This window comes from Embleya sp. NPDC059213 (assembly GCF_042754445.1).
Taxonomy (GTDB): domain Bacteria; phylum Actinomycetota; class Actinomycetes; order Streptomycetales; family Streptomycetaceae; genus Embleya.
This window is the reverse complement of record NZ_JBHZAV010000066.1, coordinates 16454-40545: the sequence shown is the minus strand read 5'-3', so window position 1 is coordinate 40545 and position 24092 is coordinate 16454. Positions and strand designations below refer to the sequence as shown.

Genomic DNA, 24092 nt, shown 5'->3' with positions numbered 1-24092 from the left:
CGGGGGCGCGATTCGGTCACCCGTGCGGAAACAGTCGGAAAACGATGCATGGAGGACTCCCGTTTCGCCGACGGTGCCGGCGGACGATCACCACAGGACTGTCCTCAAGCTAATCGGCGCGATATCGGAACCCGACCCCATCTTTGGGCCGGGCAATCCCCTCATGCCCGGCGCGGACCCCCTACCGGGCCCGAACCGCGCTCGTCGAGCAACTCGCGGGCCCGGTGGGCGGCTCGGGCGACGAGCGACTCCAGGGCGCCCGCCGGGATCCCGGGCGGCGGCGTGATCCGCACCGACGGCACGGTGTCCGGCACCGGCGGCGGGTCGGCGGGCAACGGGTCGACCGGGCGGTACGCCTCCCGGGCGGCGACCCCCGGCGCGGCGGCCGGCGAGCCGGGTGCCCGGGTGCCCGGGTCCCGCGCCCGCAGGCCGTCCAGGAACGCCCGTTCGCCCCGCCCGCGGAGCAGCAACAACACGAACGGGTCGGCGTCCAGCAGCCAGGCCGCCTGGTAGCACAGCGCGGCGGCATGTCGGCAGGGCAACTCCCAGTCCGGGCAGTCGCAATCCGGATCCAGATCGCCGATGCCCGGGAGCAGCGGTACGTCCGCGTCCTCGGCCGCCGCGACCAGCTCCTGCGGCATGTCCCGGTCCAGGAGCGCGGCCAGATGCCCGGACTTGGCGGCCACCTGGTCGAGGAAACGATCCCACCGCGCGTCGGTGAGCCGCTCGATGTGCACGGCCGTCTCGTACTGCGACCCGTCCGCGTCGTGCACGGACGCGGCGATCCGACCCGGGCCGACGGTGATCGGGCCGACCCGACCGGAGCCGGCGTACGCGCGCCCCTTGCGCAGCGGCTCGCCGGAGAGCGCGGCCTCCTCCAGGGCGTCGGTCCAGGCGTGGCCCCACCAGGTGGTGCCCCTGGCACCGCGGCTGCGGCGTGGGGCGAACGCGGGGAAGACGCGGGCCGGTTCGGTGGTCATCGGCTGCTCCTGAGCTCGACCAGGTTCGCGAGTTCGGTGTCGGAGAGTTCGGTGAGTGCGGCCTCGCCGCCGGTGAGCACCGAGTCGGCCAGCGCCCGCTTGTCGCGCAACATCGCGGCGATCCGGTCCTCGATGGTGCCTTCGGCGATGAAGCGGTGCACCTGGACCGGCCGGGTCTGGCCGATCCGGTACGCGCGGTCGGTGGCCTGTTCCTCGACGGCCGGATTCCACCAGCGGTCGTAGTGCACGACATGGTCGGCCCGGGTGAGGTTGAGCCCGGTGCCGGCGGCCTTGAGCGAGAGCAGGAACACCGGTACCGCGCCGTCCTGGAAACGGGCCACCAGGGCGTCGCGGCGGGTCGGCGCGGTGCCGCCGTGCAGGAGTTGGTTGCCGATGCCGCGCCCGTCCAGGTGCTTGGCCAGCAGCCGGGCCATCGTGACGTACTGGGTGAAGACCAGGACCGAGCCGTCCTCGGCGAGGATCGTGTCGAGCAACTCGTCGAGCAGTTCGAGCTTGCCGGAGCGACCGTCGAGGCGGGGCTCGGGTTCCTTGAGGTATTGCGCGGGGTGGTTGCAGATCTGCTTGAGCCCGGTGAGCAGGCCGATGATGTGCCCACGTCGGGCCATGCCGGTGCTCTCCCGCAGTTCGGCCATCGCCTCGCGCACCGCCGCCTCGTACAGGCCGGCCTGCTCGCGGGTGAGCGACACCGGCTGGTCGGTTTCGGTCTTGGCGGGCAGTTCCGGCGCGATGCCCGGATCGCTCTTGCGCCGGCGGAGCAGGAACGGCGCGATCAGTCGGCCCAGTCGCTCGGCCGTGGGACCGTCCCGATCGGCCTCGACCGGCTTGACCCAGCGACGGCGGAACGCGGCCAGGCCGCCGAGCAGGCCGGGGGTGGTCCAGTCCAGGATCGCCCACAACTCGGACAGCCGGTTCTCCACCGGGGTGCCGGTGAGCGCGATCCGCGCCTGCGCGGGGATCGTGCGCAGCGCCTTGGCGGTGCCCGAGGTGTGGTTCTTGACGTGTTGCGCCTCGTCCGCGACCACCAGGCCCCACGCCACGTCGGCCAGCCGCGCCCGGTCCAGGCGCATCGTGCCGTAGGTGGTGAGCACGAAGCCGTCGACGAGGTCGTCCAGGGTGCGGCCGGTGCCGTGGAAGCGGCGCACCGGCGTGCCCGGCGCGAAGCGCTCGATCTCCCGCTGCCAGTTGCCCAGCAGCGATGCCGGGCAGACCACCAGGGTCGGCGCCGGGCCGGCCGGGTCGGCGCCGTCGAGCGCCGCGGCCCGCCGGTGCAGGTGCAGCGCGATCAGCGTGACGGTCTTGCCCAGGCCCATGTCGTCGGCCAGGCAACCGCCCAGACCCAGCGAGGTCATCCGGTCCAGCCAGCGTAGGCCGCGCAGTTGGTAGTCGCGCAGGGTCGCGGCGAGCGCCTTGGGTGCGGCGATCGGCTCGGCACCGCCGTCCGGATCGGCGAGCCGCTCGCGCAATTCGTCCAGCCACGCCGAGGTGCCCACCTCGATGCGCTTGCCGGCCACCTCGATGCCGCCGGTCAGCGCCGCGGTGAGCGCCTCGATCGGGGTGAGCGGCTTGATCGAGCGGTTGCGGGCCTTGGCGATCAGGGCCGGGTCGACCAGCACCCACCGGTCGCGCAGGCGCACCACGGGTCGGTGCGACTCGGCCAGCGCGTGCATCTCGGCGGCGGTCAACACCTGCTCTCCCAGGGCGAGTTGCCAGTCGAAGCCGAGTGGGGTGTCGCCGCCGAGGAAGGCGCGCAGGTCGCCGGGCGGCCCGTCGTGCGCGCCGACCACGGCCCGGGCGGTGAGATCGCGCACCAGGTCGCGCGGCCAGTGCACCTCGACCCCCGCCGCGGCCAGGCGCGCGGTGGCGGCGCCGAGCAGCGCGCCGAGGTCGTCGTCGCCGACCACCACCCGGTCCGGCACGCCGGCGTTCAACAGCGGCTCCAGCGCGGGCCACACCCGGGCGGCCCGACGCAGCGCGAGCAGCACGTCCAGCCGGGCCCGTTCGCCGAAGCGCGGGTCGGTGCCGGTCCACAGGGTGTCCGCGTCGATCACCGCGCTCGGATCGGCGAGCGAGTGCACCTGGACGATCGCCCGGAACGGCGCGTGTTCGATGTCGTGCGTCTCCAGCCGCAACGAGATCCGTACGCCGGTGTCGACGTCGGCGGCGATTCGATCCGACCAGGAGCGCAACTCGGGCAGCCGGTGCGGGTCGGTGGCGGCGAACGCGCCGGCGAGCCCGCCCCGCGGCGCGGCGGCGGTGCGCGGCATCGTGTCGGCGACCGCGTCCAGGAAGGCCCGGATCAACGGCGCCGCCTCCGGCAACAACGCGCCGCCCCCCGTCGGCATCGCCCGGGCCTCACCCGGCATCGCGTCGGCGAGCGCCCGCACCCGCTCCACGTCGGCGGCGTCCAGCGGCCCGGCCCGCCACGCGTCGTGGTCGCCGGGAGAGAGGCCGGGCAACATCCGGCCGCGGGCCACCAATTGCAGGGCGAGCACGGTGGCCGCCCCCCAGAACGCGGCGGCCGGGTGGGCGTCGGCGGTCCGGCGGGCCCGGGAGAGCAGCCGGACCGCGTCGGCGACCGGCACCAGGACGGCGGGGTGGACCTGCTCGGCGCCGTCGGCGTCGAGCACGGTGACGGTGTCGGTGCCGTCGGCGTGCGGCCAGAACGCGACGGCGCCGGCGCGGGGCGGGTCGGCCGGCGCGAAGGTGGCGGCGTGCCGGATCAGGTCGGTCGGGGCGTGCGTGCTGCGGGTGTCGATGTTCGCTACTCCTGCGGTGCGGGGGATTGCGCCGGGGCGACGGCCGGTGCGGGCCGGCGCGAGCGGATCAGGGTCTCGATGCCGTCCAGGACCAGACCCAGACCGAACTCGAAGCCCGCGTCGGGGGCCTCCTCGTAGCTGCCGGCGGCCCAGACCCGGGTGAGGGTGGGGAAGCGGGCGGGTTGGATGAGCCGTTCCAGATACGGCGTGCTCTCCGCCCACCAGTCCTCGTAGCCCACGCCGCTGGTGACCGCGTCCCGATTGACGTCGACGGCGACCTGGGTGATGCCGCGGACGTACGCGTCGACGAGCCCGACGACGTGGGTCATCTCGGCCTCGGTGAGGCCGAGATCGGCAACGGTGCGCAGCGCCGAATCGGCCCGGGCGGTGACCCGCGGGCCCATCAACAGCAGGCCGGGGCCCCACAGTTGCACCACCCACGGATGCCGCTGGGCGAGCGCGTGGTCGGCGCGCGCGTGCCGTTCCAGCGCGGTGCGCCAGTCGAGCCCGGCCGCGTCGGGCAGTGCGGACTCGCCGAGCACGGTGTCGAACATGACGTGCAGCAGTTCGGCCTTGCCCGGCACGTAGGTGTACAGCGACATGGTGCCCACGCCGAGTCGCTCGGCGACCGCGCGCATGGACAGCGCGCCGATCCCGTCGGCGTCGGCGATCTCCACGGCCGCCCGCACGATGCGATCCACGGTGAGCCCCTGCTTGGGGCCGCGGGTGGGTCCCTCGCCGGTGCGCCACAACAACGCGAGGGTGCGGGCCGGATCGGCGCGCCCACTCTTCTCTCGTGCCACGTACGTACCTTCTCCCGAAAACTCCGTAGAGCGTACGGTACGTCATCCGGAGTTGATCGACAAGCTTGATCGACCGGCTGATCGAAGGGCTGATCGAAGGGCTGATCGAACGGCGCCGCAAGCCCTCGGAAGTTCTTGCGCGCCAACTCCGTATGACGTACGGTACGGCGTACGAGACAACTTCGTATCTTGTACGGAGTCGGCTCGCGAACGCCTTCCCGTGCGGTTCGATCGAACGCGACGGGCGACACACGAAGGGGCCCACATGCCACTGGCGATCTCCGCCGAAGGTGTGACCAAGACGCGCGGCGCCACCCGGGCGCTGGACGGATTCGATCTGGAGGTGCCGACCGGCACGGTGCACGGGCTGCTCGGCCCCAACGGCGCGGGCAAGACCACGGCGGTGCGGATCCTGACCACGCTGCTGGGTCCGGACGGCGGACGGGCCGAGGTGGCCGGATTCGACGTGCTGCGAGACGCGGCGCGGGTGCGCACCCGGATCGGGCTGCTCGGGCAGTACGCCGCATTGGACGAGGTGCTCGGCGGACGGCAGAACCTGGAGATGTTCGGCCGGCTGTACCGCCTGGGCGCCCGCGCGGCCCGGGCCCGGGCGGACGAGTTGTTGGCGCGGTTCGCGCTGACCGACGTCGCCGAGCGCGCGGTGACCACCTACTCGGGCGGCATGCGTCGCCGGCTGGACCTGGCCGCGTCGCTGATCCAGGCACCCGAGGTGCTCTTCCTGGACGAGCCGACCACCGGGCTCGACCCGCGGGGCCGCACCGAGGTGTGGGAGGCGGTGCGCGAACTGGTCGCGGGCGGCACGACCGTGCTGCTGACCACGCAATACCTGGAGGAGGCGGATCGGCTCGCGGACACCGTCTCGGTGGTCGACCACGGCCGGGTGATCGCCCGCGGCACGCCCACCGAGCTCAAGTCCCGACTCGGCGGCGACCGGATCGACGTGGTGGTCCGCGAACCGCTCGACCTGAGCGCCGCGGCGACGATCCTGGCCGGCGTCGGCAACGGCAACCCGGAGGTCCGGGCCGACGAGCGCCGAGTGGGCATCGCGATCACCGATCGGGTGAGTGCGCTCACCGCCACCGTGCGGGCACTGCACGACGCCGGCATCGAGGCCGAGGACATCGCGCTGCGCCGACCCACCCTGGACGAGGTCTTCCTGACCATCACCGGCGTGCGCCGGGACGAACGACCGGTCGAGCGCGCGCACGGGTCGCGCCGGGCGGGCAGACCCGACACGGGCGACGCGAAGGAGGTGGCGGCATGAGCGCCGCGCTGCGCCGGGCCCTCCCGGACACTTGGACGCTGACCCGCCGTACCTTCGCGCACTGGGCCAGGCAGCCCGCGCCGGTGCTGGTCGGGCTGCTGTTCCCGGTGCTGATGGTGCTGATGTTCGGCTACCTGTTCGGCGGCGGGATGGACGTGCCGGGCGGTGGTGACTACCGCGAGTTCCTGTTGCCGGGCATGTTCGCGATGACGATGGTCTTCGGAATCGAATCCACCTTCACCGCGGTCGCCGGCGACGCGGCGCGCGGGGTCACCGACCGATTCCGGTCGATGCCGATGTCGCACTCGGCCGTGGTCGGCGGGCGGGTGCTCGCCGACATGGTGCACGCCGCCGTCGGGCTGGCGGTGCTGATCTGCTGCGGACTCGCGGTGGGTTGGCGGTGGCACGAGGGGCCCGCGCGAGCGGCGCTCGCCGTCGCGATGTTGCTGATGTTGCGGCTCGCGGTGTTGTGGCTGGGCATCTACCTGGCGCTGCGCGCCAAGGGGCCCGAGTCGGTCGCGGTCCTGCAGATCCTGGTCTGGCCGCTGGGCTTCCTGTCCAACGTGTTCGTCTCGCCCGACACGATGCCGGGTTGGCTGGGCACGGTGGCCGAGTGGAACCCGCTCTCCGCGAGCGCGGGCGCCGGCCGCGAACTGTTCGGCAATCCCGGCTGGTCCGGCGGCGGCTGGGTCGCCGATCACACGATCCTGATGGCCTTCGGCTGGCCGCTCGTGCTGATCGCCGTCTTCGCGCCGCTGTCGGTGCGACGGTATCGCGGACTCGGCCGCTGACCCGGGCGCCCGCCGAGGGTCCGCCGCTCGCCGGTTCGCGAGCGGCGGACCGTGCGGGCGGCGGATCGCGCGGCGCGGGCCGGAGTCGGTCAGGCCGTCCGGGCCCGTTCGGCGCAGGCCAACGCCGCCCGCAGGAACTCGGCGGTCGCCGAGTCCTCCGCCTTGACCAACTCGGCCGGCGTGCCCGCGAAGACGACCGTGCCACCGTGCTTGCCGCCACCGGGGCCCAGGTCGACCACGTGGTCGGCGCGCTTGACCACGTCCAGGTTGTGTTCGACCACCACCACCGTGTTGCCCGCGTCCACGAGCCGATCCAGCAGCCGGATCAGGGTGTCCACGTCGGACATGTGCAGGCCCGTGGTCGGCTCGTCGAGGATGTACACGCTGCCCGTCTTGTGCAGCTCGCTCGCCAGCTTGAGCCGCTGCAACTCGCCGCCGGAGAGCGAACTCAGTGGTTGTCCCAGGGTCAGATAGCCCAGGCCGACCGAGGCCAGCGACCGCACCCGAGTGCGCAGCGCCTCCTCGACGAAGTAGTCGATCGCCTCCTCGGCGGTCAACGCCAGCACGTCCACGATCGACCTGCCGCGCAGCGAGTACGCCAGGACCTCGTCGCGAAACCGCCGCCCCGCGCACGCCGTACAACGGGTGGTCACCGGATCCATGAAGGCCATGTCGGTGCGCACCACGCCACGCCCCTGGCATTGCGGGCAGCCGCCCAGCGAGTTGAACGAGAACAGCCCCGGATCCACGCCGTTGGCCTTCGCGAACAACCTGCGCAGCGGGTCCGCCACCCCGACATAGCTCGCCGGCGTCGAGCGGGAGGAGATCCCCACGCCCGACTGGTCGACCACCACCGCCGTCGGGTGTGCCGCGACCAGGACGTCCGAGATCAGCGTGCTCTTGCCGGAACCGGCCACCCCGGTGACCACGGTGAGCACGCCGGTGGGGATGTCCACGTCCACGTCGCGCAGGTTGTGCAGGTTCGCGCCGCGAATCTCCAGCACGCCGGTGGGCCGGCGAAAGTCCGGCTTGAGCGGGCCGGCCCGGCGCAGCGCCCGCCCGGTCGGCGAATCCGACACGCGCAACTCGGCGAAGCTGCCCTCGAACGTGACGGTGCCGCCGTGGATACCCGCCCCGGGCCCGACGTCCACGACATGGTCGGCGATCGCGATCACGTCCGGATCGTGCTCGACCACCAGCACGGTGTTGCCCTTGTCCCGCAGCCGGGTGAGCAGATCACCCAGCCGCACCACGTCGCGCGGATGCAGCCCCACGCTCGGCTCGTCGAAGATGTACGTCATCCCGGTCAGGCTCGACCCCAGGTAGCGCACCATCTTCAGCCGCTGCCCCTCACCGCCGGACACCGTCGAGGTGGGCCGATCCAGGTGCAGATAGCCGAGCCCGATCGCGACGATCCGCTCCAGCGCGAGCGCCGCGGGGCGAGCCACCCGGCGGGCGACCGGGTCGGCCAACCCGGTGAGCACCCCGACCAGGTCGCCGATCTCCATCGCCGCGTAGTCCGACAACGATTGCCCCTCGATCAGCGACGCGCGCGCCGCCTCGTTCAGTCGGGCACCCGCGCAGTCCGGGCACGCCCCCTCGGCGACGAACCGGGCGATCGTCTCGCGGCTCCGCTCGGCCAGCGCGGAGGTGTCGCGGTTGAGGTAGAGCCGGTTGAACCGGTCCACCAGCCCCTCGTAGTCGATGTGGTGCCGGCCGTTGCTGTTGACGATCTCCACCTTGGCGCCGGTGCCGTACAGGAACAGTCGCCACTGTTCGTCGGTGAACTCGCGGACCGGGACGTCGGTGGGGTAGAGGTCGTGGTTCGCGTACAACTGCCACTGCCAGCCGCCCACCGCGAACCCCGGGTGTCGGATCGCGCCGTCGCGGATCGCCAGGGACGGGTCGAGCAGCGCGTCCAGGTCCAGTCGGACGGTGCGCCCCAGCCCCTCGCAGGTCGGGCACATGCCGTTCGGGTCGTTGAACGAGTAGTGGTTGGCGGGCCCGGCCCCGGGTGTGCCGTGCCGGGAGAACAGCACCCGCAGCAGCGGGTGGATGTCGGTCATCGTGCCCACCGTGGACCGCGAGTTGCCGCCGACCGGGCGCTGGTCGACCACGATCGCGGTCGACAGGTTCTCGATCGTGTCCGCCGTGGGCCGCTCGTGCTTGGGCAGCCGGTTGCGGATGAACGTGGTGAACGTCTCGGCGAGTTGCCGCTGCGACTCGACCGCGATGGTGTCGAAGACGATCGACGACTTGCCCGAACCGGACACGCCGGTGAAGACGACGATCCGGTTCTTCGGGATGCGCAGCGACACGCCCTTGAGATTGTGTTCCCGGGCGCCGGTGATCACGATGTGGTCGTAGTCCATGTGGCCAACGTACGAAGGTGTCCCTGACAGGTGTTGTCAAGGATTTCGGAACGATTGCGCACTGCCCCCAGCAGTCGCGAACCGTCGTCGCCGACCGCGCGACGGCCGGGAAAGCGGTTGCGCCGCGCGGACCCGATCGAGCACCATCGCCGCCATGACGAACCTGGCGAAGACCACGCACACCACGAACCGAAAGGGCGGCGACCGCCCGGGCGCGTGACCGCCCCGACGCCGGCCGCCGAGCCGACCGACCCGCAACCTCGCCCGAGCACCGCGCCGTCGAGCCGGGCCGGGCACGACGCACCCCGCTTCGGCTACGGGGACGCGGCGCACCGAGCGATCGAGGCCGACCGCGACGGCCCGACGGCTCGCGAGATGTTCGCGCGCACCGCGGACCCGGACGCGGCAGTCCGGCTGCGCGCCCTGACGTTGTTGACCGACGTCGGCCACGACGGCGAGCGGTGGCCGGCCGCCGCCGACGTGGCCGCGCACCTGTCGACCGACCCCGACGAACGGGTCCGCCGCGCCGCCGCCTGGCTGCTCGCACACGTCGATCTCGACCGGGCGCTGCGCGCGGCGTACGAGCCGCCCGCCGACCCGGTGGCCGGCCTGGCGCTCGTGGAGGCCGCGCTCGGCCGCTGGGCTCGGGACGCGGACGCCGCCCGACTGGATCTGGCGGAGCACCTGCGCGAGCACCCGGACCCCGCCGTGCGGCTGCGCGCGGGGCTGGCGGCGCTCGCGCTGTGCGCACCCGAGCGCCACGACACCTGGGAGCGGGTGATCCGGGGTGCCCTGGCCTGGGCCGACCGGCTGGCCGGCCCGGGTTCGCGGGTCCGGTGGACCGCGGCCGAGTTGTTGGCCTCCGCGCTGGTGCGCGGCGGGCGTGCCGAGGCCGACTGGTACCTGTGGGCCGACCTGCTGATTCGTTCCCCGGACCCGGCGACGGCGCGGGTGGGCATCGGGTTCGGGTACCAGGCGATCCGCACCTGGCGGGCCGGACCGGCCCGACTGTGGCCGGCCCTCGGGCACGCGCTCGACCACCCGGACCCGGACGTACGAGCGGCCGCGGTGCACACGATCGGCCGTTCCACCCACGCCACCCGCAGCGCCGCGAACGCGCTCGCGCGACTGACCGCGGATGCGATCGTGGGCCTGCCGGCCGCCGCCGCCCTGGCCCGGGAGGGCGATCGCCGGGCCCTGCCGACGGTGCGCGCGGTGCTGGCCACGACGGCCACGGACACGACGCACCCCGGACTGGCGCGGGCCGCGGCCGGCTTCGCCGACGACCCGTCGGCTCCCCTGCGCGACGCCGCACTCGGCCGGTTGGCCGGGCACGACGCCGCCGCCTGCGTACGCTCGCTCCGCGAGCGCGGCTGCCTGCTGCCCGCGGCGCTGGCCGCACTGAACCCCGGCCTACCGGGCGCGGCCGCGGCGGTGCCCGCGCTGATCGCGGCGTTGGCCGACGTGACGAGCGTCGAGGCGCACACCTGGCCGCGCGGCCGGCTCGCGCAACTGCTGGGCGAGTTCGGCCCGGCGGCCGGCGATGCCGTACCGCTGCTCGAACGCCTGGCCGCCGACGCCCCCGAGCGGCACGTGGCCCTGGCGCTGATCCGGATCACCGGCGACCGCGCGCTCGCGGAGGCTCGCCTGGACGCGCTCGGACCCGCGGTCCGACGTCCACGTCAGGCCGTGGTCCTGCTCGACTGGCTCGTGGACCACGGCGGCCTGAACGCACGCCACTCCGCCGAACTGTGGTCGCTGGCGGCGGACCCGACCCGGACCTACGGGCCGGTCCTGGTTCCGCTGTGGCGGCACGCCGGGGAGGCCGCCCTGCCGGTCCTGCTCGCGGCGCTGCCGCAGTTGTTGGAGGCCGACGTCTACGGATCGTTCGTCTACCGCCTGCTCGGGGACATGGGCGCGGCGGCGGCGCCGATCCTGCCCGCCCTGGACTCGATCATCGACCGTCGCGAACGGGCGCCCGGGCCGGACGAGGACGACGACGAGGTCATCCGCGACGAGCGGTTGGTCCAGCGGGCCCGGGCGGCGCGGGCCCGGATCCTCGCGGCTGTTGCCAGTAGTACGCAACTGCTGGGTGCCGGCAACTAAGCTCGTGCCATGACCGCTTCACCCATCGTCCTCGGCATCGAATCGTCCTGCGACGAGACCGGCGTCGGCCTGGTCCGGGACGGCCGGCTGCTCGGCCACGCGGTGGCCACGAGCATGGCCGAGCACGCCCGATTCGGCGGCGTGGTGCCGGAGATCGCGGCCCGCGCCCACGTGCACGCGCTCACCCCCACCGTGCGGGCCGCACTGGACTCGGCCGGGCTGCGTCGGCGCGACATCGGCGCGGTCGCGGTGACCACCGGACCCGGCCTGGCCACCGCTCTCCAGGTCGGCGTGGCCGCCGCCAAGGGCTTCGCGCTCGCGCTGGACGTGCCCCTGTACGGCGTGCACCACCTGGCCGGACACGTCGCGGCCGACACCCTCGAACACGGCCCGTTGCCCGACCCGTGCGTGGTGCTGATCGTCTCCGGCGGCCACACCTCGCTGCTGCTCGTGCGCGACTTCGCCCGCGACCCGATCGTCCACCTCGGCGACACCCTCGACGACGCGGCGGGCGAGTGTTTCGACAAGGTGGCCCGGGTGTTCGGCCTGCCCTACCCGGGCGGACCGGCGATCGACCGGGCCGCGCGCGAGGGCGACCCGAACGCCGTCGCCTTCCCGCGCGGACTCACCGGCCCGCGCGACGACCCGTACGCGTTCTCCTTCTCCGGCCTCAAGTCCGCCGCCGCCCGCTGGGCCGAGCGCTCGCGGGCCGGCGGCGGCACGTTGCCGGTCGCCGACGGCGCCGCCGCGCTCCAGGAGGCGGTGGCCGACGTACTGACCAGCAAGGCCGTCGCCGCGTGCACCGCGCACGACGTGCGCACCCTGGTCGTGGTCGGCGGGGTCGCGGCCAACTCCCGGGTGCGCTCGCTCGCGGCCGAACGCTGCGCCGCGGCGGGCATCACGCTGCGGGTGCCGCCGCCCCGGCTGTGCACCGACAACGGCGCGATGATCGCCGCCGTCGGCGACCTGCTGATCCGGGCCGGCAAGGCGCCTGCTCCGCTCGACGTGTCCATCGACCCGTCCGCACCCCTGGAGTACGCGTGCCTGCACCCCGTGGCGACACCCACCCGGGCGGCCGGATGAACCCGAACATCCGCCGCTTCACCGCCGCCGACCTCACCCGGTACACGGCCGGCATCCGAGCCGTCTACGCCGAGGCGTTCGCCGAACCGCCGTGGCACGAGGGTCCGGAACAGGCCGTCGAATACGCGCGACGGCTCGCCGCGGACACCGGTCGACCGGGCTTCGTGGGCGCGATCGCGGTGGCCGAACACACCGGCGCCGTGCTCGGGTTCGCGACCGGTTGGACCACCGCGACACCGATGCCCACGAGCCGCTCGTACGGCGACGTGGCCCCGGCCCTGGGCCCGGCGCGGACCGCGGCGTGGCTGTGCGGTGCGCGAGAGGTGGACGAACTCGCGGTCGGCGGCCTGGCCCGCGGCACCGGCACCGCCGCCGCGCTGCTGAACGCGGTGACGGCGGATGTGCCCGACGGCCGGTGTTGGCTGCTCACCTCGACCCGGGCCGAACCGGCGCTGCGTTTCTACGCCCGGCAGGGTTGGCGCCGCGTCGCCCACACCGAGTCGCCGGACACCGCGCTGCTGCTGCACCCTCGGCATCCGGCTCCCGACGGGCCGGCGTCGCCGCCTCAGGGCGTGTAGCGCAACATCCAGTCGTTGTCCGCGTTGCGACCGAACTCGGGATCGTTGGGCGGATCGGCCGGGAGTTCCTCGACCTGGTCGGCCGCCGCGACCCGCTCGGGCAGCTTGCCCCAACGGGCGGCCCGATCGGCCTGCTCGACGCCCTCGCCGGCGGATTCCTTCGGCTGCTGCCGCTCACGCTGTTCTTCGATGTCCATGAGCCCCTGCCCTGTCCGAGCCGTGCACCTTGACGCCCCAACGGTAGCGCTCTTCGCCGCGGGGATACTGGGACCGTGTACGCCGAACGTCGTTCCCGCCTGGCACCGCTGACCGTCTGGACCCGCACGGTCGAGGTCGCCGGATCCGAACGGGTGCTGCCGGACGGCTGCATGGACCTGATCTGGTCCGGCGAGCAACTGATCGTGGCCGGCCCCGACACCCTCGCGCACGCGGTCGAGAACACGCCGGGGGCCCGCTACGCGGCGGTGCGCTGCGTGCCCGGGATCGGGCCCGCGCTGTTCGGGCTGCCGGCCGACACGCTGCGCGATCGACGGGTCCCGCTGGCCGATGTGTGGGGCGAGCGCGCGGTGCGGGTGCTGACCGAACGCATCGCCGGCGCCGCCGATCCGGCCGCCTTCCTCGAACGGCTGGCCGCCGAGCGGCTGCGCGACCACGACGCCGACGCGGCCCGCTTCGCCGACGCGGTGGTCGGCGAACTGCGGGCCGGCGCCGACATCGCCGCGATCGCCGCCGAGGTCAATCTGAGTGAGCGCCAACTCCACCGGCGCTCGCTCACCGCGTTCGGCTACGGGCCCAAGACGCTGGGCCGGGTGCTGCGCCTGGACCGCGCGCTGGACCTGGCCCGCGGCGGGCTGCCGGCCGCCCGGGTCGCCGCGGACGCCGGCTACGCGGACCAGGCCCACTTCGCCCGCGACGTCAAGGCCCTGGCCGGCGTCCCGCTGCGGACCCTGCTGTCGGGCTGACGCGCTACGGAGCCTGCTTCGGCAGCGGCGCGAGCAGGTCCACGGCGTTCCCGTCCGGGTCGTGCAGGACCGCGTACCGCTGCTCCCAGAACGCGTCCCACGGCGCCAGATATCCGGTGTGCCCGGCCGCGACCAGCTCGCCGTAGACCCGGTCCACGTCGGCCGGATCGGTGAACGCGAAGGCCAGCGAGGCCCGGTGGTCGCCGGTCGGCGCGGTCCACCCGGGGGCGAACGAGCGGACCGTCTCGACCGTGTCCAGCACCAACAGCGGCCCGTCGGGCAACGACACCTCGACATGCGGGAGCGCGTCGTGCTCGGCGGGGATGTCCAGGCCGAGCGCCCGGTAGAACGCGAGCGACGCGGCCATGTCGGCGACCACGAGCCCGATGAAGTGGAAACGAAACGCACGAGAAGTCATACCCGCACGCTAGCCGGCCCCGTGGTCGCGTTCTTGAACGAATCGGACGTGTCCGCCGGCGTGTCGGGCCGGCCGCACGCGCCGGACGGGTGCCCGGCGTCGCTCAGCCGCGCTCTCGGCGGGCCGCCGTCAGGGCGAGCAACGTGGTCGCCGCGGCCAGGGCACCGCCGAACCACAACACCGCCGACGTGGCCACGGCGTCCACCGTGATGCCGCCGAGCAACGAGCCGAGCGCGATCGCGACCTGGAACCCGGTGACGAACACCGCGGACGCCGCCTCGGGCGCGTCCGGGGCCGACCGCGACATCCACGCCTGCAGGCCCACCGGTACCGCGCCGTAGGCGAGGCCCCAGACGAGCATCGCCGTCACGGTGCCCGGCGTCCGGGGCCCGGACAGCGCGAGCAGCACCATCGAGCAGGCGAGCAGCCCGGCCGCGACCGCGAGCGTGCCGTACGCGGCGCGCCCGATGTACGCGCCGGCCACGAAGTTGCCCAGCACACCCGCCACGCCGTAGCCGAACAGCAGCCCGCCGATCGGTCCCGGCCCCAGGTCGCCGACCTGCTCCAGGATCGGCCGGATGTAGGTGTAGGCGCCGAAGTGGCCGGCGATCACCAGGACCAGTCCGGCGGTGCCGATGAGTACGGTGCGTCGACCCAACAGCGCGCCCAGCTCGCGTGGTCGCACGGCCCGCTCGGCGGGCAGCGGTGGCAACAACACGAGCAGGACGATCAGGACGAGGGCGGCGAGCCCCGCCATCACCGCGAACGCGACGCGCCACCCGGCCCATTCGCCGATCATCGTGCCGATCGGCACCGCGATCACCGAGGCCATCGAGACCCCGCCGAAGATCACCGCGGCGGCCCGGCCGACCGATCGGGCGGGCACCAGGCGCACCGGCAGGCTCGCGCCGATCGCCCAGAAGCCGCCGATGGCGGCGCCCACGAGCAGGCGGGCCACCAGCAGGGTGGCGAAGTTCGGCGCCAACGCACTGATCGTGTTGGCGGCGAGCAGCACGAGCATCATCGCCGCCAGGACGATCCGCCGGTCCACCCGACCGGCGGCGACCAGTACGAGCGGCGCGGCGAGGCCGGCCACCACCGCGGCCGGCGTCATGGCCAGGCCGGTGGTGCCCTCGGATACGTGCAGGCCCTGCGAGATCGGGGTGAGCAGGCCGACCGGGAGCATCTCGGTGCCGACCACGGTGAAGGTGCCTGCGGCGATGGTCGTGACGGCGAGCCAGGAGCGGGCGCCGGCGGTCTCGGGAGCGGAAGCGGGCTCGTCGTGGGGTCCGGGGTCGGGGGCGGACGCAGCGGTGGAGGCGGTGTCGACGACTGGGTTGGGCATGCCGCTCAGCCTGGCCGGCGCACCGGGCCCCCGACAACGGCCAAGATCGCATGCGAGCACAAGCCTCGCTTATGCTCGCAGGTCGAAGTCCGGTGCCCGGCCGAGCACGCACCCCGTGTGGGCGGCTTCGGGGGTGCCCGAGGGGGAGGAGAGTGCGGATGAGCGTGGAGTTCCGCGAGTTGGAGTGCTTCGTCGTACTGAGCGAGGAACTGCATTTCACCCGTACCGCCGCGCGGCTCTACACGTCGCAGGCCCGGGTCAGTCAACTGTTGCGGCAACTGGAGGAGCGGATCGGCACCCGGCTGTTCGAGCGCAACAGCCGCCGGGTCCGGCTCACTTCGCAGGGCGAGCTGTTCCTGGCCGAGGTCCGGCCCGCGTACGGCGCGATGGTCGACGCGGTCGACCGGGCCCGGGCCCGCGCCCGCGGCATCGAGGGAGTGTTGCGGATCGGCTTCGTCGGCACGCCCTACGGCACCCTGCTGGACCTGGTCGGCGACTTCCGGGCCGGTCATCCCCAGGCGCGCGCCGACCTGGTCGAGACCCCGCTGTCGGATCCGTTCGGCCCGCTGTTGCGCGGCGAGATCGACGCGGCGTTCGTGACCCTGCCGGTGGTCGACCCGGCGCTGCGCACCGGCCCGGTGATCGCCGTCGACCCGCTCGTGCTCGGGGTCTCCACCCGTCACCCGCTCGCGGCGCGGGACCTGGTGGACGCCGAGGAGTTGGCCGAGTGCCTGTTCGTGGACATCGCCGGCCCCGCGCCCGCGCGTTGGCGCGAGCTCCAGTCGCCGACGGCCACGCCGGGTGGCCGGGAGATCACCCACGGACCGGGTGCCGGCACCCTTCAGGAGGCGTTGTCGTTGATCGCCGCCGACCTGGGGGTACTGCTGTTCTGCGCGCAGTTCGCCGGTTACAACGGGCGACCCGACGTGGCGTTCGTACCGGTCACCGGCCTGCCCGAGTCGGCCGTCACGCTCGCCTGGCGCGCCGGGCAGGAGACGAATCTGCTGCGCTCCTTCGTCGCCGCGTCGACCCGACTGTCGACGCGGGCCGCCTGAACCGGTCGCGACCGGGTCGACTCGGCGGCGCCGGAACATGACGATCCATCGACAAAACGACGTCGTCGACGGGGTCGAGTCGGGTCGGCCCCGCCCCCGGGCCGCAGTGCCGCCCCGGGGGCATACCGTGAGGTCGTCAACCCGTCTCGGACCGAAGGACCTGGTCATGCCGCTGCTCACGATCAAGTCTGAAGGTGAGGTCGAGATCGAGGTCCGTCGCTCACGCTTCCTGTGCGCCGTCGCGCGCGTGGGCGACGACGCCGCGGCGCAGGCGTTCCTGGCGCGCCGCCGGGCGCTGCATCCGTCCGCGCGGCACAACTGCTCGGCCTGGATCGCGGGCGGTCAGGAAAAGGGCTACGACGACGGCGAACCGTCCGGCACGGCCGGTGCGCCGATGCTCCAGGTGCTCCGGCGCCGCGAACTCACCGGGACGGTCGCGGTGGTGACCCGCTACTTCGGTGGCATCATGCTCGGCGCCGGCGGCCTGATCAGGGCGTACGGCTCGGCGGTCACCGAGGCGGTGGACACCGTGGGAGTGGTCGAACTGCGGCCGATGCTGGTGCTGACCGTCGACGTCGACCACACCCACGCCGGCCGGCTGGAGAACGACCTGCGCGGGCTCGGCCACCAGGTCCGCGACATCCGCTACGGCGCCGAGGTGGCGATCGACGTGTGTGTGCCGGAGCCGGACCGGGAGCGTTTCACCGCCCGACTGACCGACCTGACCGGCGGCCGGGCGAGCGCCCGGGAGACGGGGCGCACTTTTGTCGAGGTGGACGCTCCCCGAAACACTTCCTGACGTACTTCTTGCGCCGGTGCGCCCCAAAGCCGGTTGAAACGCTTCCCAGGTCGGAACACCAAGGGGTGTATGGGTGCTCGCGCGGGGGCTGCGGGAAATGAGGAAGTGATGACGGCTGGATACGACGAGAAGTCGGCGACCGACCAGGCGGAGGTCGTCCGGGTGGTGCGCGAGCGGGTGATCAAGGCTCGTGCGGTGTTGTCCGAGGCCAGTGCCGCGCATGATACGAACGCACTGTCGCCCGCGCTGGACGAACTGGAAGACGCGCTGCACGCCGCCCGCGAATACGGCGTGACGGTCCCACCACCGGCGGACGGCGCCTGACCCGCGCGCCGGGTCGGCTCAGGGGTTCTCGTGCAACCCCGCGTCGGCCGGCCCGACGACGAAGCGGGTGAAACGTACGCGCAGACCCGCGCGTTCCGGCGAGCAACAGAACGGCCCGGCGAACGCATCCGCGTCCCGGGCCAACGGCGCCAGTCGGATGGTGCGCCACGGGTCGTCCTCGGCGCGCGCCCGAATGGTGAGCGCGTCGCCGGCTCGGCTGACCCGGACGGTGACCGACCGGCCCGCCCACTCGGGCACCGGCGCGATCGACCAGTCGGACATCTCCCGGGTGACCACGGCGCCCACGTGCAACGCGCCGTCGGTGACCTCGACGCCGGCCTTGACCCAGGTCCGCTCGTCCACGCGGACGAACAGGCCGGCCTGGTCGTAGAGCGTGTCGAAGTCGCCGTCGAAGGTCACCTCCACCGAGGTGTCCGGGGCGAGTTCGGTCAGCAGCGCGCTGCCGGTGTCCCGGGTGAAGCCGTACGAGGTCTGTCGCCAGAAGTCGGCGCCGGCGTGCGGCGTCACCACGAGCGCGGCGCCGACCCGTCGGGCCGCGGCGGGCGGGTTGAGCCAGTGTGCGTCGTCCCAGTCCACATCCTCGGTGCTCATCCACCGAGCGTAGTGCGGGCCGCCGAGACGACGGCGGCGGACTCGGAGCGTTCGGGCGCGGAACGCTCCTCGCCGCCGACATCGCCTCGGTGGCCCGACGGACGGTCGGATCGGCCCGAGTCGGACCGACCCCGCGTCAGATCGACCTGTGCATGCCACCGTCGACGATGTAGTCGACACCCATGATGTTCGCGGCCCGCTCCGAGGCCAGGAACAGCACCACGTCGGCGACCTCCTGCGGTTCGGAGACGCGGCCGGTGAGCACCCCCATCGCCTGCGGCAACACCTCGTCCATGAACACCTGCGCGGTGGTCCCGGCGGACGCGGCCATCAGGTCCGCGAACTGCCCCGGGGCGGTCCACAGCGGGGTGCGCACCGGACCGGGCGAGACGGTGTTGACCCGCACGCCCTGCGGGCCGAACTGCTCGGCCAGCGACTTCGAGTACGAGCTGAGCGCGGCCTTGGAGGCCGAGTAGTGCACCAGCGACGCGGACGGCAGGTGACTGTTCAGCGAGCTGATGGTGACCACCGCGCCGCCGCCCCGGGCCAGGATGGCCGGCATCGCGGCCGTGGTCGCGCGCACCGCGCTGAACAGGTTGATGTCGAAGATCCGCCGCCACTCGGCGTCTTCGACCTCGATGATCGAGGGGGTCGGCGCGCCGGTGCCGACGTTGTTGACGAGTACGTCCAGCCCGCCGTGCGCGTCGACGGCGACCTGGACCAACTCGGCCGGACCGTCCGGGCGAGTCAGGTCCACGGCCACCGGGAGTACGTCGAACTCCTCGCGCAGCGCCGCCAGTTCGGGGGTGACGGTGCGGCTGCCGGCGACCACTCGGGCGCCCTCCTCGGCGAAGCCGCGCACGATCGCCAGGCCGATGCCCTTGCTGCCACCGGTGACCACGACGACCTTGTTCTTCAGGTTCAAGTTCATGGCTCAATCATTGCTTCGCGGAAAACTCATTGCTGGCGGAAAATCGCCGTCGCGTTCCGGGAGGCAAGCGCGAGCGGGGGCACGTGCCGAGGGTGCGTGGGAGGGCCGACGAGTCGGCCGGTACGTGGCGTCCCACCGCATCAGCCGGGTCGGCTCGCGGTGAATGCCGCGTCGAGCAGGGCGCCGGTCTCGGCGATCGCGGTGGACAGTGTCGAGGGGGTCAGCCGGGAGACGATCTCGTCGACGCCGCGCAGGCCCGCCCGATCCACCAGCGTCTTCTCGTTGGTCACCCACTCGCCGCGGCCGGCCGACACCGCGTGTGCCGCCTCGCAGGTCGCGCGGCCGATCGCGCCCGCCACGTCGGTGAGACGGCCCCGGTCGGCATGCGCCCGGTCCGCGTAGTCCAGGGTCAGCCGCGCGTCGTTGCTCCACCGGGTGTGCCCGGCCCGGCGCAGCGCCTGCGGGTAGGAGGGGCGCGGCAGTTCGCCGAACAGCACCCGGTTGACCGCGAGTTCGGCCACCACCAGGTAGGTGGGCACGCCGGCCAGGTGGAACAGCAGCCGTTCGACCTCGAACCGGCCCTCCCGGGCATCGGCCAACCGCCGCTGCACGTCCGCGAGTTCGCGGTAGTGCAGGTCGACCGCCCGGTCCTGGACGGTCAACCAGGCGCCGCCGTTGAAGACCCCGCCGCCCCACGCGCCGAACTCGGAGACCTCGCCCGGCCAGCCCAGGCCGCGGACCGCGTCCGGGGTGAACCCGTCCCGGTAGTAGACCGAGAAGTCCCAGTCGCTGTCCGGGCGATGGGTGCCCTGGGCGCGCGATCCGCCGAGTGCGACGGCCGCGACGCCGGGCAGCGCGGCCAGTCGTTCCGTGACGTGGGTGGTGAAGGATGCGTCACTGGTCATGATCGCAGGCTATCTCGCCCCCGGACCGGATCGGCGCAGCCCCACGGGGGCCGGCCGCCGCCGATCGGGCCCGGGGGCCGCGTCGGTCAGGGACGCAGGTAGCCGCGGGCGACCGCCTCGTCGATCAGTTCCAGCGTGTAGGTCCACAACGACGGCGAGCCGTCCGCGATCGTGCTGCCCTGCTTGGCCAGCACCTCCGTGCGGGTGAGGTCGTACTCGCGCCAGGTGCCGCCCTCGGTGTGGAAGTTGAGCAGGCACGGTTGGAACCGGTCGACCGCCTTGGCGAAGCGGGCGTCCGGGGTTTCGCGGGCCTCGAATTCCTCCCACAGCGCCTGTAGTTGCTTGCCCTGCTCGGCGGGCAGCAGGCCGAAGATCCGGGCCGCGCCCCGCTGCTCGCGCTCGGCCTGGTCCGCCTCGGCGACCGTGTCGTAGTAGAAGGTGTCGCCCGCGTCGATCTCGACCAGGTCGTGGATGAGCAACATCCGGGTCACCCGCGCGACGTCCACCTCGGTCGCGGCGTGCTCGGCCAGGGTGCCCGCGAGCATGGCCAGGTGCCACGAGTGCTCCGCGGTGTTCTCGCGTCGCGACGCGTCCGCGATCAGGTTGCGCCGGACCACGCCCTTGAGCCGGTCGATCTCCAGGACGAAGCCGATCTGCGCGGCCAGGTGCGCGTCGGTGGGTGGGAACAGCGGGACACCGGACAAGGCGACTCCTCGGTCGAACGATCGGGCGGCGTCCGGATCGTCGCACCCCCACCCGCCCGGGCGGCGGCCGGCAGTCGACCGCCGCCGGCGCGCGGCGCGGCGAAGATCGCGGACACCTCCACGATATGCAATGCGCTTGGGCCGACCCGGCCCCGGTGGGGTCGAGCCGACACCCGAGCCCGCGGAGCTAACGCAACTTGGTCAGCAGGGCGGGGAGGTCGGCCAACGCGCCCTCGACGATCGCGGTCGCCATCGGCGCGAACGCGGCGATGTCGGTGCCGGCCCAGTCGATCGGGCCCTGCGGCGGCTCCGGGTCGTACTCGATGCCCAATTGGATCGAGCGGGCCACGTCGGCGCCCGCGATCCGCTCGACCACGTGCAGCGCCATGTCGATGCCGGCGGACACCCCGGCGGCGGTGATCACGTCGCCGTCCTCGACCCAGCGCTCGGCGACCGGTTCGGCACCGAAGGCGGTCAGCCGGTCCCGGAACAACCAGTGGCTGGTGGCCCGGCGGCCGGCCAGCAGTCCCGCCTCGCCGAGGATCAGCGAACCCGTGCACACCGAGGTGGTCCAGGTCGCGGCGGCGGACGCGGTCCGCACGTAGTCGAGCAGCGCGGTGTCGGCGAGCGCGCGCAGGGTCGCCTGCTCGCCGCCGGGCACGCACAGCAGGTAGGGCGCGGGCACCTCGGCGAAGGTGCGGTCGGCGGCCACCCGCAACGGGGCATCGGTGGGCATCGGGTCGGTGTGCGCGCCGACCACGCTCACCTCGTAGTCGGTGCCGAACCGGCTCAGGCTGGTGAACACCTCCAGCGGACCGACCAGGTCCAGCAGGGTCAGGCCCGGATACAGCAGGAAGGCGATGGTCTTGGGCGCGGGAGCGGCGGTGTCGTGCTCGGCGAATGAGGTCATGGGCCGACCCTCGCGCGTGCGCGCCGGGGGCACGAGGACGATGTCCGGATCCTTGTGATCCCGGTCCTTCGGACACTAGGTTTTCGGGTCATGGACCTCCGCCCGGACGCGCGCCGGATGATCGTGGTCGGCTACCCGGACTCCGCGCTGCTGGACATCGCGTGTGTCACCGAGACGTTGGCCACCGCCAACACGCTCGGCGCCGACCCGCCGTACGACATCCGGCTGGCCGGTCTCGGCGGCCGGCCGCTGCCGTGCTCCGGCGGCTTCGAGCTGACCCCGCACGTTCCGCTGGAGCATGTGGTGGGCCCGGTGGACACGCTGCTGATCTGTGGTGGACAGGGCCATGAGCGGGCCGCCCGGGACGAGCGCTTTGTCGGCCATGTGCGGCGCGCGGCCGGGCCGGCGCGCCGGGTGGCATCGGTGTGCACGGGTGCCTCGGTACTGGCCGCGACCGGGCTGCTGGACGGCCGACGGGCCACCACGCACTGGGCGTACGCCCGGCAACTGGCCGCCGACCGGCCCGCCGTCACGGTGGACGCGGCCCCGCTGTTCATTCGGGACGGCCGGATCTCCACGTCGGCCGGGGTGACCGCGGCGCTCGACCTGACGTTGTCCTTCGTCGAGGAGGATCACGGCCCGGAACTGGCCAGGCACACCGCGCGCGGCCTGGTCACCTATCTGCAACGGCCGGGCAATCAGGCCCAGGTGTCCATGTTCGTGGCCGCGCCGGCCCCCGAACATCCGCTGGTGCGGCGGGCGATGGCCTACGTGACGGGCAACTTGGAGGCCGACCTGAGCACTGCCGCACTGGCCCGCGAGGTGGGCGTCGGGGCCCGGCACCTGTCCCGGCTCTTCCGGCTCGAACCGGGCACCTCGCCGGCGCGCCATGTGCGGGTGACCCGGACCGAGGCCGCGGCCCGGCTGCTGGTGTCCACCCGACTGCCGCTGAGCGCGATCGCGCGCCGGTGCGGTTTCGGCACGACCGAGACGCTGCGGTCGGCCTTCGCCGAGTTGTACGCGTGCTCGCCGTCGGCCTATCGGCGATCCGCGGGCGCCGCGGTCGGGCCGTCGGCATCGGCCGCCGCCGCGCCCTCGGGCACGATGTAGTCGCGGATCAGGCGTTCGGCGTCGCGTACCAGCGGACGGAAGACCTTGTATCGCGACAGCGTGATCACCCGCTCCACCATCGGCGTGGTGCGGGCGACGAACGCGCGCGACTTGGCGCAATCGGGCGAGCGGTCGTAGACCCAGAAGAGCACGATGCCCATCAGGTGCAGCCACAACAACTCGGGCAACAACTCGGCGAGTTCGTCGTCGATCCGGAGCGAGGAGCCGCGCAGCACCTCGGCGAACAACGTGGTGACCTGGGCGCGGATCGGATAGGACTCGGCGGAGAACGGGCTGAGCGGGCTCTCCGGGTCCGCGGCGTTGCGGAAGAACTGCACCGCGAACGCGTGATAGGGCTCGGCGACGTCCAACCACGCGGAGAGCACCACCTGGAGCCGCTCGCCGAAGTCGCGGACACCGCGCAGGTCCTGCCGGCACCGGTCGACGTGCTCGTGGGTGACCTGATCGTAGAAACCGTGGATGAGGTGTTCTTTGGAGCCGAAGTAGTAGTAGGCGTTGCCGACCGAGACGCCGGACTCCTGGGCGATGGCCCGCATGGTGGTCTTGTCGTAGCCGCGCTCGCGGAACAGCCGCAGCGCGGTCTCCAGGATCAGAGACCGCGTCTGCTCGCTCTTGCCGGGGCGACCACCCCGGTCCGGCGGGTCGCCCTTGCCGGCCGGGGTCGATGCGTCGGTGTCTTCCACGTGCTCCACGACAGGCAAGGTTAGTGCGCGATCTCGCACCGGTCGTCACACGCGACCACCGTCCAGGGTTCCCGGTAGGGGTCGGCGTAGGGATAGGGCGGCAGGGGTTCGCGGCGGCTGACCGCCCGGATCCGGGCCGCGGCCAGTACGGCGGCGCGGGCCATCGGCATGCCCACGGGGGTGGCGAGCCGGCGGGACAGGCCGCGATAGGCGCGCAGTGCCCACAACACGGTGATCCACGCGGCGGCGCCCGACCACACCTCGCCGCCACCGCCCACGACGGTCAGTTCGCGCACGGTCGCGGGGTGGTCGAGTTCGGGGAAACGGTTGTGTGCCCGGGGCGAGTCGGCCGGGAGCAGATCGACGGCGACCAGGGTCTGTTGCCGGGCGATCCAGTCGCTGAGCGCGGTGCACAGCGGGCAGCCGGCGTCGTAGAGGACGGTGAGTCGGCGGATCGGGGCGGGCGGCTCGGGGTCGGACACGCCGTGCCGGGCCGTCCCCTCCGATCGGCCCGGCACGGTGTTCATGGGTTCGGCGA

The 24092-nt window shown here is 73.2% G+C and carries 24 protein-coding genes; 10 read left to right on the top strand and 14 right to left on the bottom strand.

Annotation, left to right across the window (positions count from 1 at the left end):
* Window positions 1–161: 161 nt before the first annotated feature.
* The 3 genes from ACFXMF_RS24110 to ACFXMF_RS24100 all read right to left on the bottom strand — a co-directional run bounded on the left by ACFXMF_RS24110 (window position 162) and on the right by ACFXMF_RS24100 (window position 4560).
* Window positions 162–980, bottom strand: coding sequence for an SWIM zinc finger family protein (locus ACFXMF_RS24110; RefSeq protein ID WP_379991030.1), 819 nt, complete (start codon window positions 978–980; stop codon window positions 162–164).
* Entirely contained in the window at window positions 977–3628 is a 2652-nt protein-coding gene (locus tag ACFXMF_RS24105; protein WP_379991029.1) for a DEAD/DEAH box helicase, read from the bottom strand. Before ACFXMF_RS24105 ends, ACFXMF_RS24110 begins: the two co-directional genes overlap by 4 nt.
* Window positions 3629–3762: 134 nt before the next feature.
* The gene (locus tag ACFXMF_RS24100) at window positions 3763–4560 is read right to left on the bottom strand and encodes a TetR/AcrR family transcriptional regulator (RefSeq protein ID WP_360315126.1); all 798 of its coding nucleotides are present in this window, start codon (window positions 4558–4560) and stop codon (window positions 3763–3765) included.
* A gap of 265 nt (window positions 4561–4825) precedes the next feature.
* On the opposite strand from ACFXMF_RS24100, the gene ACFXMF_RS24095 reads away from it, so the two are divergent.
* Both ACFXMF_RS24095 and ACFXMF_RS24090 read left to right on the top strand, forming a co-directional pair.
* Entirely contained in the window at window positions 4826–5845 is a 1020-nt protein-coding gene (locus tag ACFXMF_RS24095) for an ATP-binding cassette domain-containing protein (RefSeq protein ID WP_379991028.1), read from the top strand.
* A complete protein-coding gene (locus ACFXMF_RS24090) occupies window positions 5842–6636 on the top strand; it encodes an ABC transporter permease (RefSeq protein WP_360315130.1) in 795 nt (264 codons plus the stop codon). The genes ACFXMF_RS24095 and ACFXMF_RS24090 overlap by 4 nt, the downstream gene beginning before the upstream one ends.
* 89 nt (window positions 6637–6725) lie before the next feature.
* Here the strand turns inward: ACFXMF_RS24090 and ACFXMF_RS24085 are convergent, their stop codons facing one another.
* Window positions 6726–9008: an excinuclease ABC subunit UvrA gene (locus tag ACFXMF_RS24085; protein WP_379992724.1), complete on the bottom strand. Its 2283-nt coding sequence runs from the start codon at window positions 9006–9008 to the stop codon at window positions 6726–6728.
* Window positions 9009–9224: 216 nt separating this feature from the next.
* Between ACFXMF_RS24085 and ACFXMF_RS24080 the strand changes: the two genes are divergently transcribed.
* The 3 genes from ACFXMF_RS24080 to ACFXMF_RS24070 are packed head-to-tail and all read left to right on the top strand — an operon-like array spanning window position 9225 to window position 12775.
* Window positions 9225–11114, top strand: a complete 1890-nt coding sequence (locus ACFXMF_RS24080; protein ID WP_380017748.1) for a hypothetical protein — start codon at window positions 9225–9227, stop codon at window positions 11112–11114.
* A gap of 9 nt (window positions 11115–11123) precedes the next feature.
* A complete protein-coding gene (tsaD, locus tag ACFXMF_RS24075) occupies window positions 11124–12197 on the top strand; it encodes a tRNA (adenosine(37)-N6)-threonylcarbamoyltransferase complex transferase subunit TsaD (protein ID WP_360315136.1) in 1074 nt (357 codons plus the stop codon).
* Complete coding sequence (locus ACFXMF_RS24070) at window positions 12194–12775, top strand: GNAT family N-acetyltransferase (RefSeq protein ID WP_379992770.1); 582 nt, start codon at window positions 12194–12196, stop codon at window positions 12773–12775. Before tsaD ends, ACFXMF_RS24070 begins: the two co-directional genes overlap by 4 nt.
* On the opposite strand, the gene ACFXMF_RS24065 is transcribed toward ACFXMF_RS24070, so the two are convergent.
* Entirely contained in the window at window positions 12763–12972 is a 210-nt protein-coding gene (locus ACFXMF_RS24065) for a hypothetical protein (RefSeq protein WP_379992769.1), read from the bottom strand. The genes ACFXMF_RS24070 and ACFXMF_RS24065 overlap by 13 nt on opposite strands.
* A 75-nt stretch (window positions 12973–13047) precedes the next feature.
* Here ACFXMF_RS24065 and ACFXMF_RS24060 point away from each other — a divergent pair, with 75 nt between their 5' ends.
* Window positions 13048–13737 carry a helix-turn-helix domain-containing protein gene (locus ACFXMF_RS24060; protein ID WP_360315140.1) on the top strand — a complete coding sequence of 230 codons (690 nt, stop codon included), beginning with the start codon at window positions 13048–13050 and terminating at the stop codon, window positions 13735–13737.
* Between the two features lie 4 nt (window positions 13738–13741).
* Here the strand turns inward: ACFXMF_RS24060 and ACFXMF_RS24055 are convergent, their stop codons facing one another.
* Window positions 13742–14155, bottom strand: a complete 414-nt coding sequence (locus ACFXMF_RS24055; RefSeq protein WP_360315142.1) for a VOC family protein — start codon at window positions 14153–14155, stop codon at window positions 13742–13744.
* A 103-nt stretch (window positions 14156–14258) separates the two neighbouring features.
* Entirely contained in the window at window positions 14259–15500 is a 1242-nt protein-coding gene (locus ACFXMF_RS24050; RefSeq protein WP_379990888.1) for an MFS transporter, read from the bottom strand.
* Window positions 15501–15658: 158 nt separating this feature from the next.
* Here ACFXMF_RS24050 and ACFXMF_RS24045 point away from each other — a divergent pair, with 158 nt between their 5' ends.
* The 3 genes from ACFXMF_RS24045 (at window position 15659) to ACFXMF_RS24035 (ending at window position 17678) form a co-directional block, all read left to right on the top strand.
* Window positions 15659–16555, top strand: coding sequence for a LysR substrate-binding domain-containing protein (locus ACFXMF_RS24045; protein ID WP_360315146.1), 897 nt, complete (start codon window positions 15659–15661; stop codon window positions 16553–16555).
* Between the two features lie 166 nt (window positions 16556–16721).
* On the top strand, window positions 16722–17354 hold the full coding sequence (locus ACFXMF_RS24040) for a YigZ family protein (RefSeq protein ID WP_379990889.1): 633 nt from the start codon (window positions 16722–16724) through the stop codon (window positions 17352–17354).
* A 108-nt stretch (window positions 17355–17462) separates the two neighbouring features.
* Window positions 17463–17678, top strand: coding sequence for a hypothetical protein (locus ACFXMF_RS24035; RefSeq protein ID WP_360315150.1), 216 nt, complete (start codon window positions 17463–17465; stop codon window positions 17676–17678).
* Between the two features lie 18 nt (window positions 17679–17696).
* Here ACFXMF_RS24035 and ACFXMF_RS24030 read toward each other — a convergent pair whose 3' ends face one another.
* The 5 genes from ACFXMF_RS24030 to ACFXMF_RS24010 form a co-directional block, all read right to left on the bottom strand.
* The gene (locus tag ACFXMF_RS24030) at window positions 17697–18290 is read right to left on the bottom strand and encodes a DUF1349 domain-containing protein (protein ID WP_360315152.1); all 594 of its coding nucleotides are present in this window, start codon (window positions 18288–18290) and stop codon (window positions 17697–17699) included.
* Window positions 18291–18426: 136 nt separating this feature from the next.
* On the bottom strand, window positions 18427–19221 hold the full coding sequence (locus tag ACFXMF_RS24025; RefSeq protein ID WP_379990890.1) for an SDR family NAD(P)-dependent oxidoreductase: 795 nt from the start codon (window positions 19219–19221) through the stop codon (window positions 18427–18429).
* A 140-nt stretch (window positions 19222–19361) separates the two neighbouring features.
* Window positions 19362–20126 (bottom strand): nucleotidyltransferase domain-containing protein, encoded by a 765-nt coding sequence (locus ACFXMF_RS24020; protein ID WP_379990891.1) that lies wholly within the window; start codon window positions 20124–20126, stop codon window positions 19362–19364.
* Window positions 20127–20212: 86 nt separating this feature from the next.
* Complete coding sequence (locus tag ACFXMF_RS24015) at window positions 20213–20830, bottom strand: HD domain-containing protein (protein ID WP_360315158.1); 618 nt, start codon at window positions 20828–20830, stop codon at window positions 20213–20215.
* Between the two features lie 187 nt (window positions 20831–21017).
* On the bottom strand, window positions 21018–21740 hold the full coding sequence (locus ACFXMF_RS24010) for a DJ-1/PfpI family protein (protein ID WP_360315160.1): 723 nt from the start codon (window positions 21738–21740) through the stop codon (window positions 21018–21020).
* Window positions 21741–21830: 90 nt separating this feature from the next.
* Here ACFXMF_RS24010 and ACFXMF_RS24005 point away from each other — a divergent pair, with 90 nt between their 5' ends.
* Entirely contained in the window at window positions 21831–22850 is a 1020-nt protein-coding gene (locus ACFXMF_RS24005) for a DJ-1/PfpI family protein (protein WP_360315162.1), read from the top strand.
* Here the strand turns inward: ACFXMF_RS24005 and ACFXMF_RS24000 are convergent.
* Together ACFXMF_RS24000 and ACFXMF_RS23995 are read right to left on the bottom strand one after the other, a co-directional pair.
* Window positions 22778–23563 (bottom strand): TetR family transcriptional regulator, encoded by a 786-nt coding sequence (locus tag ACFXMF_RS24000; protein ID WP_360315164.1) that lies wholly within the window; start codon window positions 23561–23563, stop codon window positions 22778–22780. The genes ACFXMF_RS24005 and ACFXMF_RS24000 overlap by 73 nt on opposite strands.
* Before the next feature lie 11 nt (window positions 23564–23574).
* Entirely contained in the window at window positions 23575–24081 is a 507-nt protein-coding gene (locus tag ACFXMF_RS23995) for a thiol-disulfide oxidoreductase DCC family protein (RefSeq protein ID WP_379990893.1), read from the bottom strand.
* Window positions 24082–24092 lie beyond the last annotated feature (11 nt).

Excerpts from the sequence above, each read along its gene's own strand:
- ACFXMF_RS24050 (WP_379990888.1), bottom strand. The coding sequence starts at position 15,500 with ATGCCCAACCCAGTCGTCGACACCGCCTCCACCGCTGCGTCCGCCCCC.
- ACFXMF_RS24005 (WP_360315162.1), top strand. The coding sequence starts at position 21,831 with ATGGACCTCCGCCCGGACGCGCGCCGGATGATCGTGGTCGGCTACCCG.
- ACFXMF_RS24035 (WP_360315150.1), top strand. The coding sequence starts at position 17,463 with ATGACGGCTGGATACGACGAGAAGTCGGCGACCGACCAGGCGGAGGTC.
- tsaD (WP_360315136.1), top strand. The coding sequence starts at position 11,124 with ATGACCGCTTCACCCATCGTCCTCGGCATCGAATCGTCCTGCGACGAG.
- ACFXMF_RS24010 (WP_360315160.1), bottom strand. The coding sequence starts at position 21,740 with ATGACCTCATTCGCCGAGCACGACACCGCCGCTCCCGCGCCCAAGACC.
- ACFXMF_RS24110 (WP_379991030.1), bottom strand. The coding sequence starts at position 980 with ATGACCACCGAACCGGCCCGCGTCTTCCCCGCGTTCGCCCCACGCCGC.
- ACFXMF_RS24020 (WP_379990891.1), bottom strand. The coding sequence starts at position 20,126 with ATGACCAGTGACGCATCCTTCACCACCCACGTCACGGAACGACTGGCC.
- ACFXMF_RS24045 (WP_360315146.1), top strand. The coding sequence starts at position 15,659 with ATGAGCGTGGAGTTCCGCGAGTTGGAGTGCTTCGTCGTACTGAGCGAG.
- ACFXMF_RS24025 (WP_379990890.1), bottom strand. The coding sequence starts at position 19,221 with ATGAACTTGAACCTGAAGAACAAGGTCGTCGTGGTCACCGGTGGCAGC.
- ACFXMF_RS24070 (WP_379992770.1), top strand. The coding sequence starts at position 12,194 with ATGAACCCGAACATCCGCCGCTTCACCGCCGCCGACCTCACCCGGTAC.
- ACFXMF_RS24090 (WP_360315130.1), top strand. The coding sequence starts at position 5,842 with ATGAGCGCCGCGCTGCGCCGGGCCCTCCCGGACACTTGGACGCTGACC.
- ACFXMF_RS24030 (WP_360315152.1), bottom strand. The coding sequence starts at position 18,290 with ATGAGCACCGAGGATGTGGACTGGGACGACGCACACTGGCTCAACCCG.
- ACFXMF_RS24055 (WP_360315142.1), bottom strand. The coding sequence starts at position 14,155 with ATGACTTCTCGTGCGTTTCGTTTCCACTTCATCGGGCTCGTGGTCGCC.
- ACFXMF_RS23995 (WP_379990893.1), bottom strand. The coding sequence starts at position 24,081 with ATGAACACCGTGCCGGGCCGATCGGAGGGGACGGCCCGGCACGGCGTG.
- ACFXMF_RS24065 (WP_379992769.1), bottom strand. The coding sequence starts at position 12,972 with ATGGACATCGAAGAACAGCGTGAGCGGCAGCAGCCGAAGGAATCCGCC.
- ACFXMF_RS24085 (WP_379992724.1), bottom strand. The coding sequence starts at position 9,008 with ATGGACTACGACCACATCGTGATCACCGGCGCCCGGGAACACAATCTC.
- ACFXMF_RS24040 (WP_379990889.1), top strand. The coding sequence starts at position 16,722 with ATGCCGCTGCTCACGATCAAGTCTGAAGGTGAGGTCGAGATCGAGGTC.
- ACFXMF_RS24095 (WP_379991028.1), top strand. The coding sequence starts at position 4,826 with ATGCCACTGGCGATCTCCGCCGAAGGTGTGACCAAGACGCGCGGCGCC.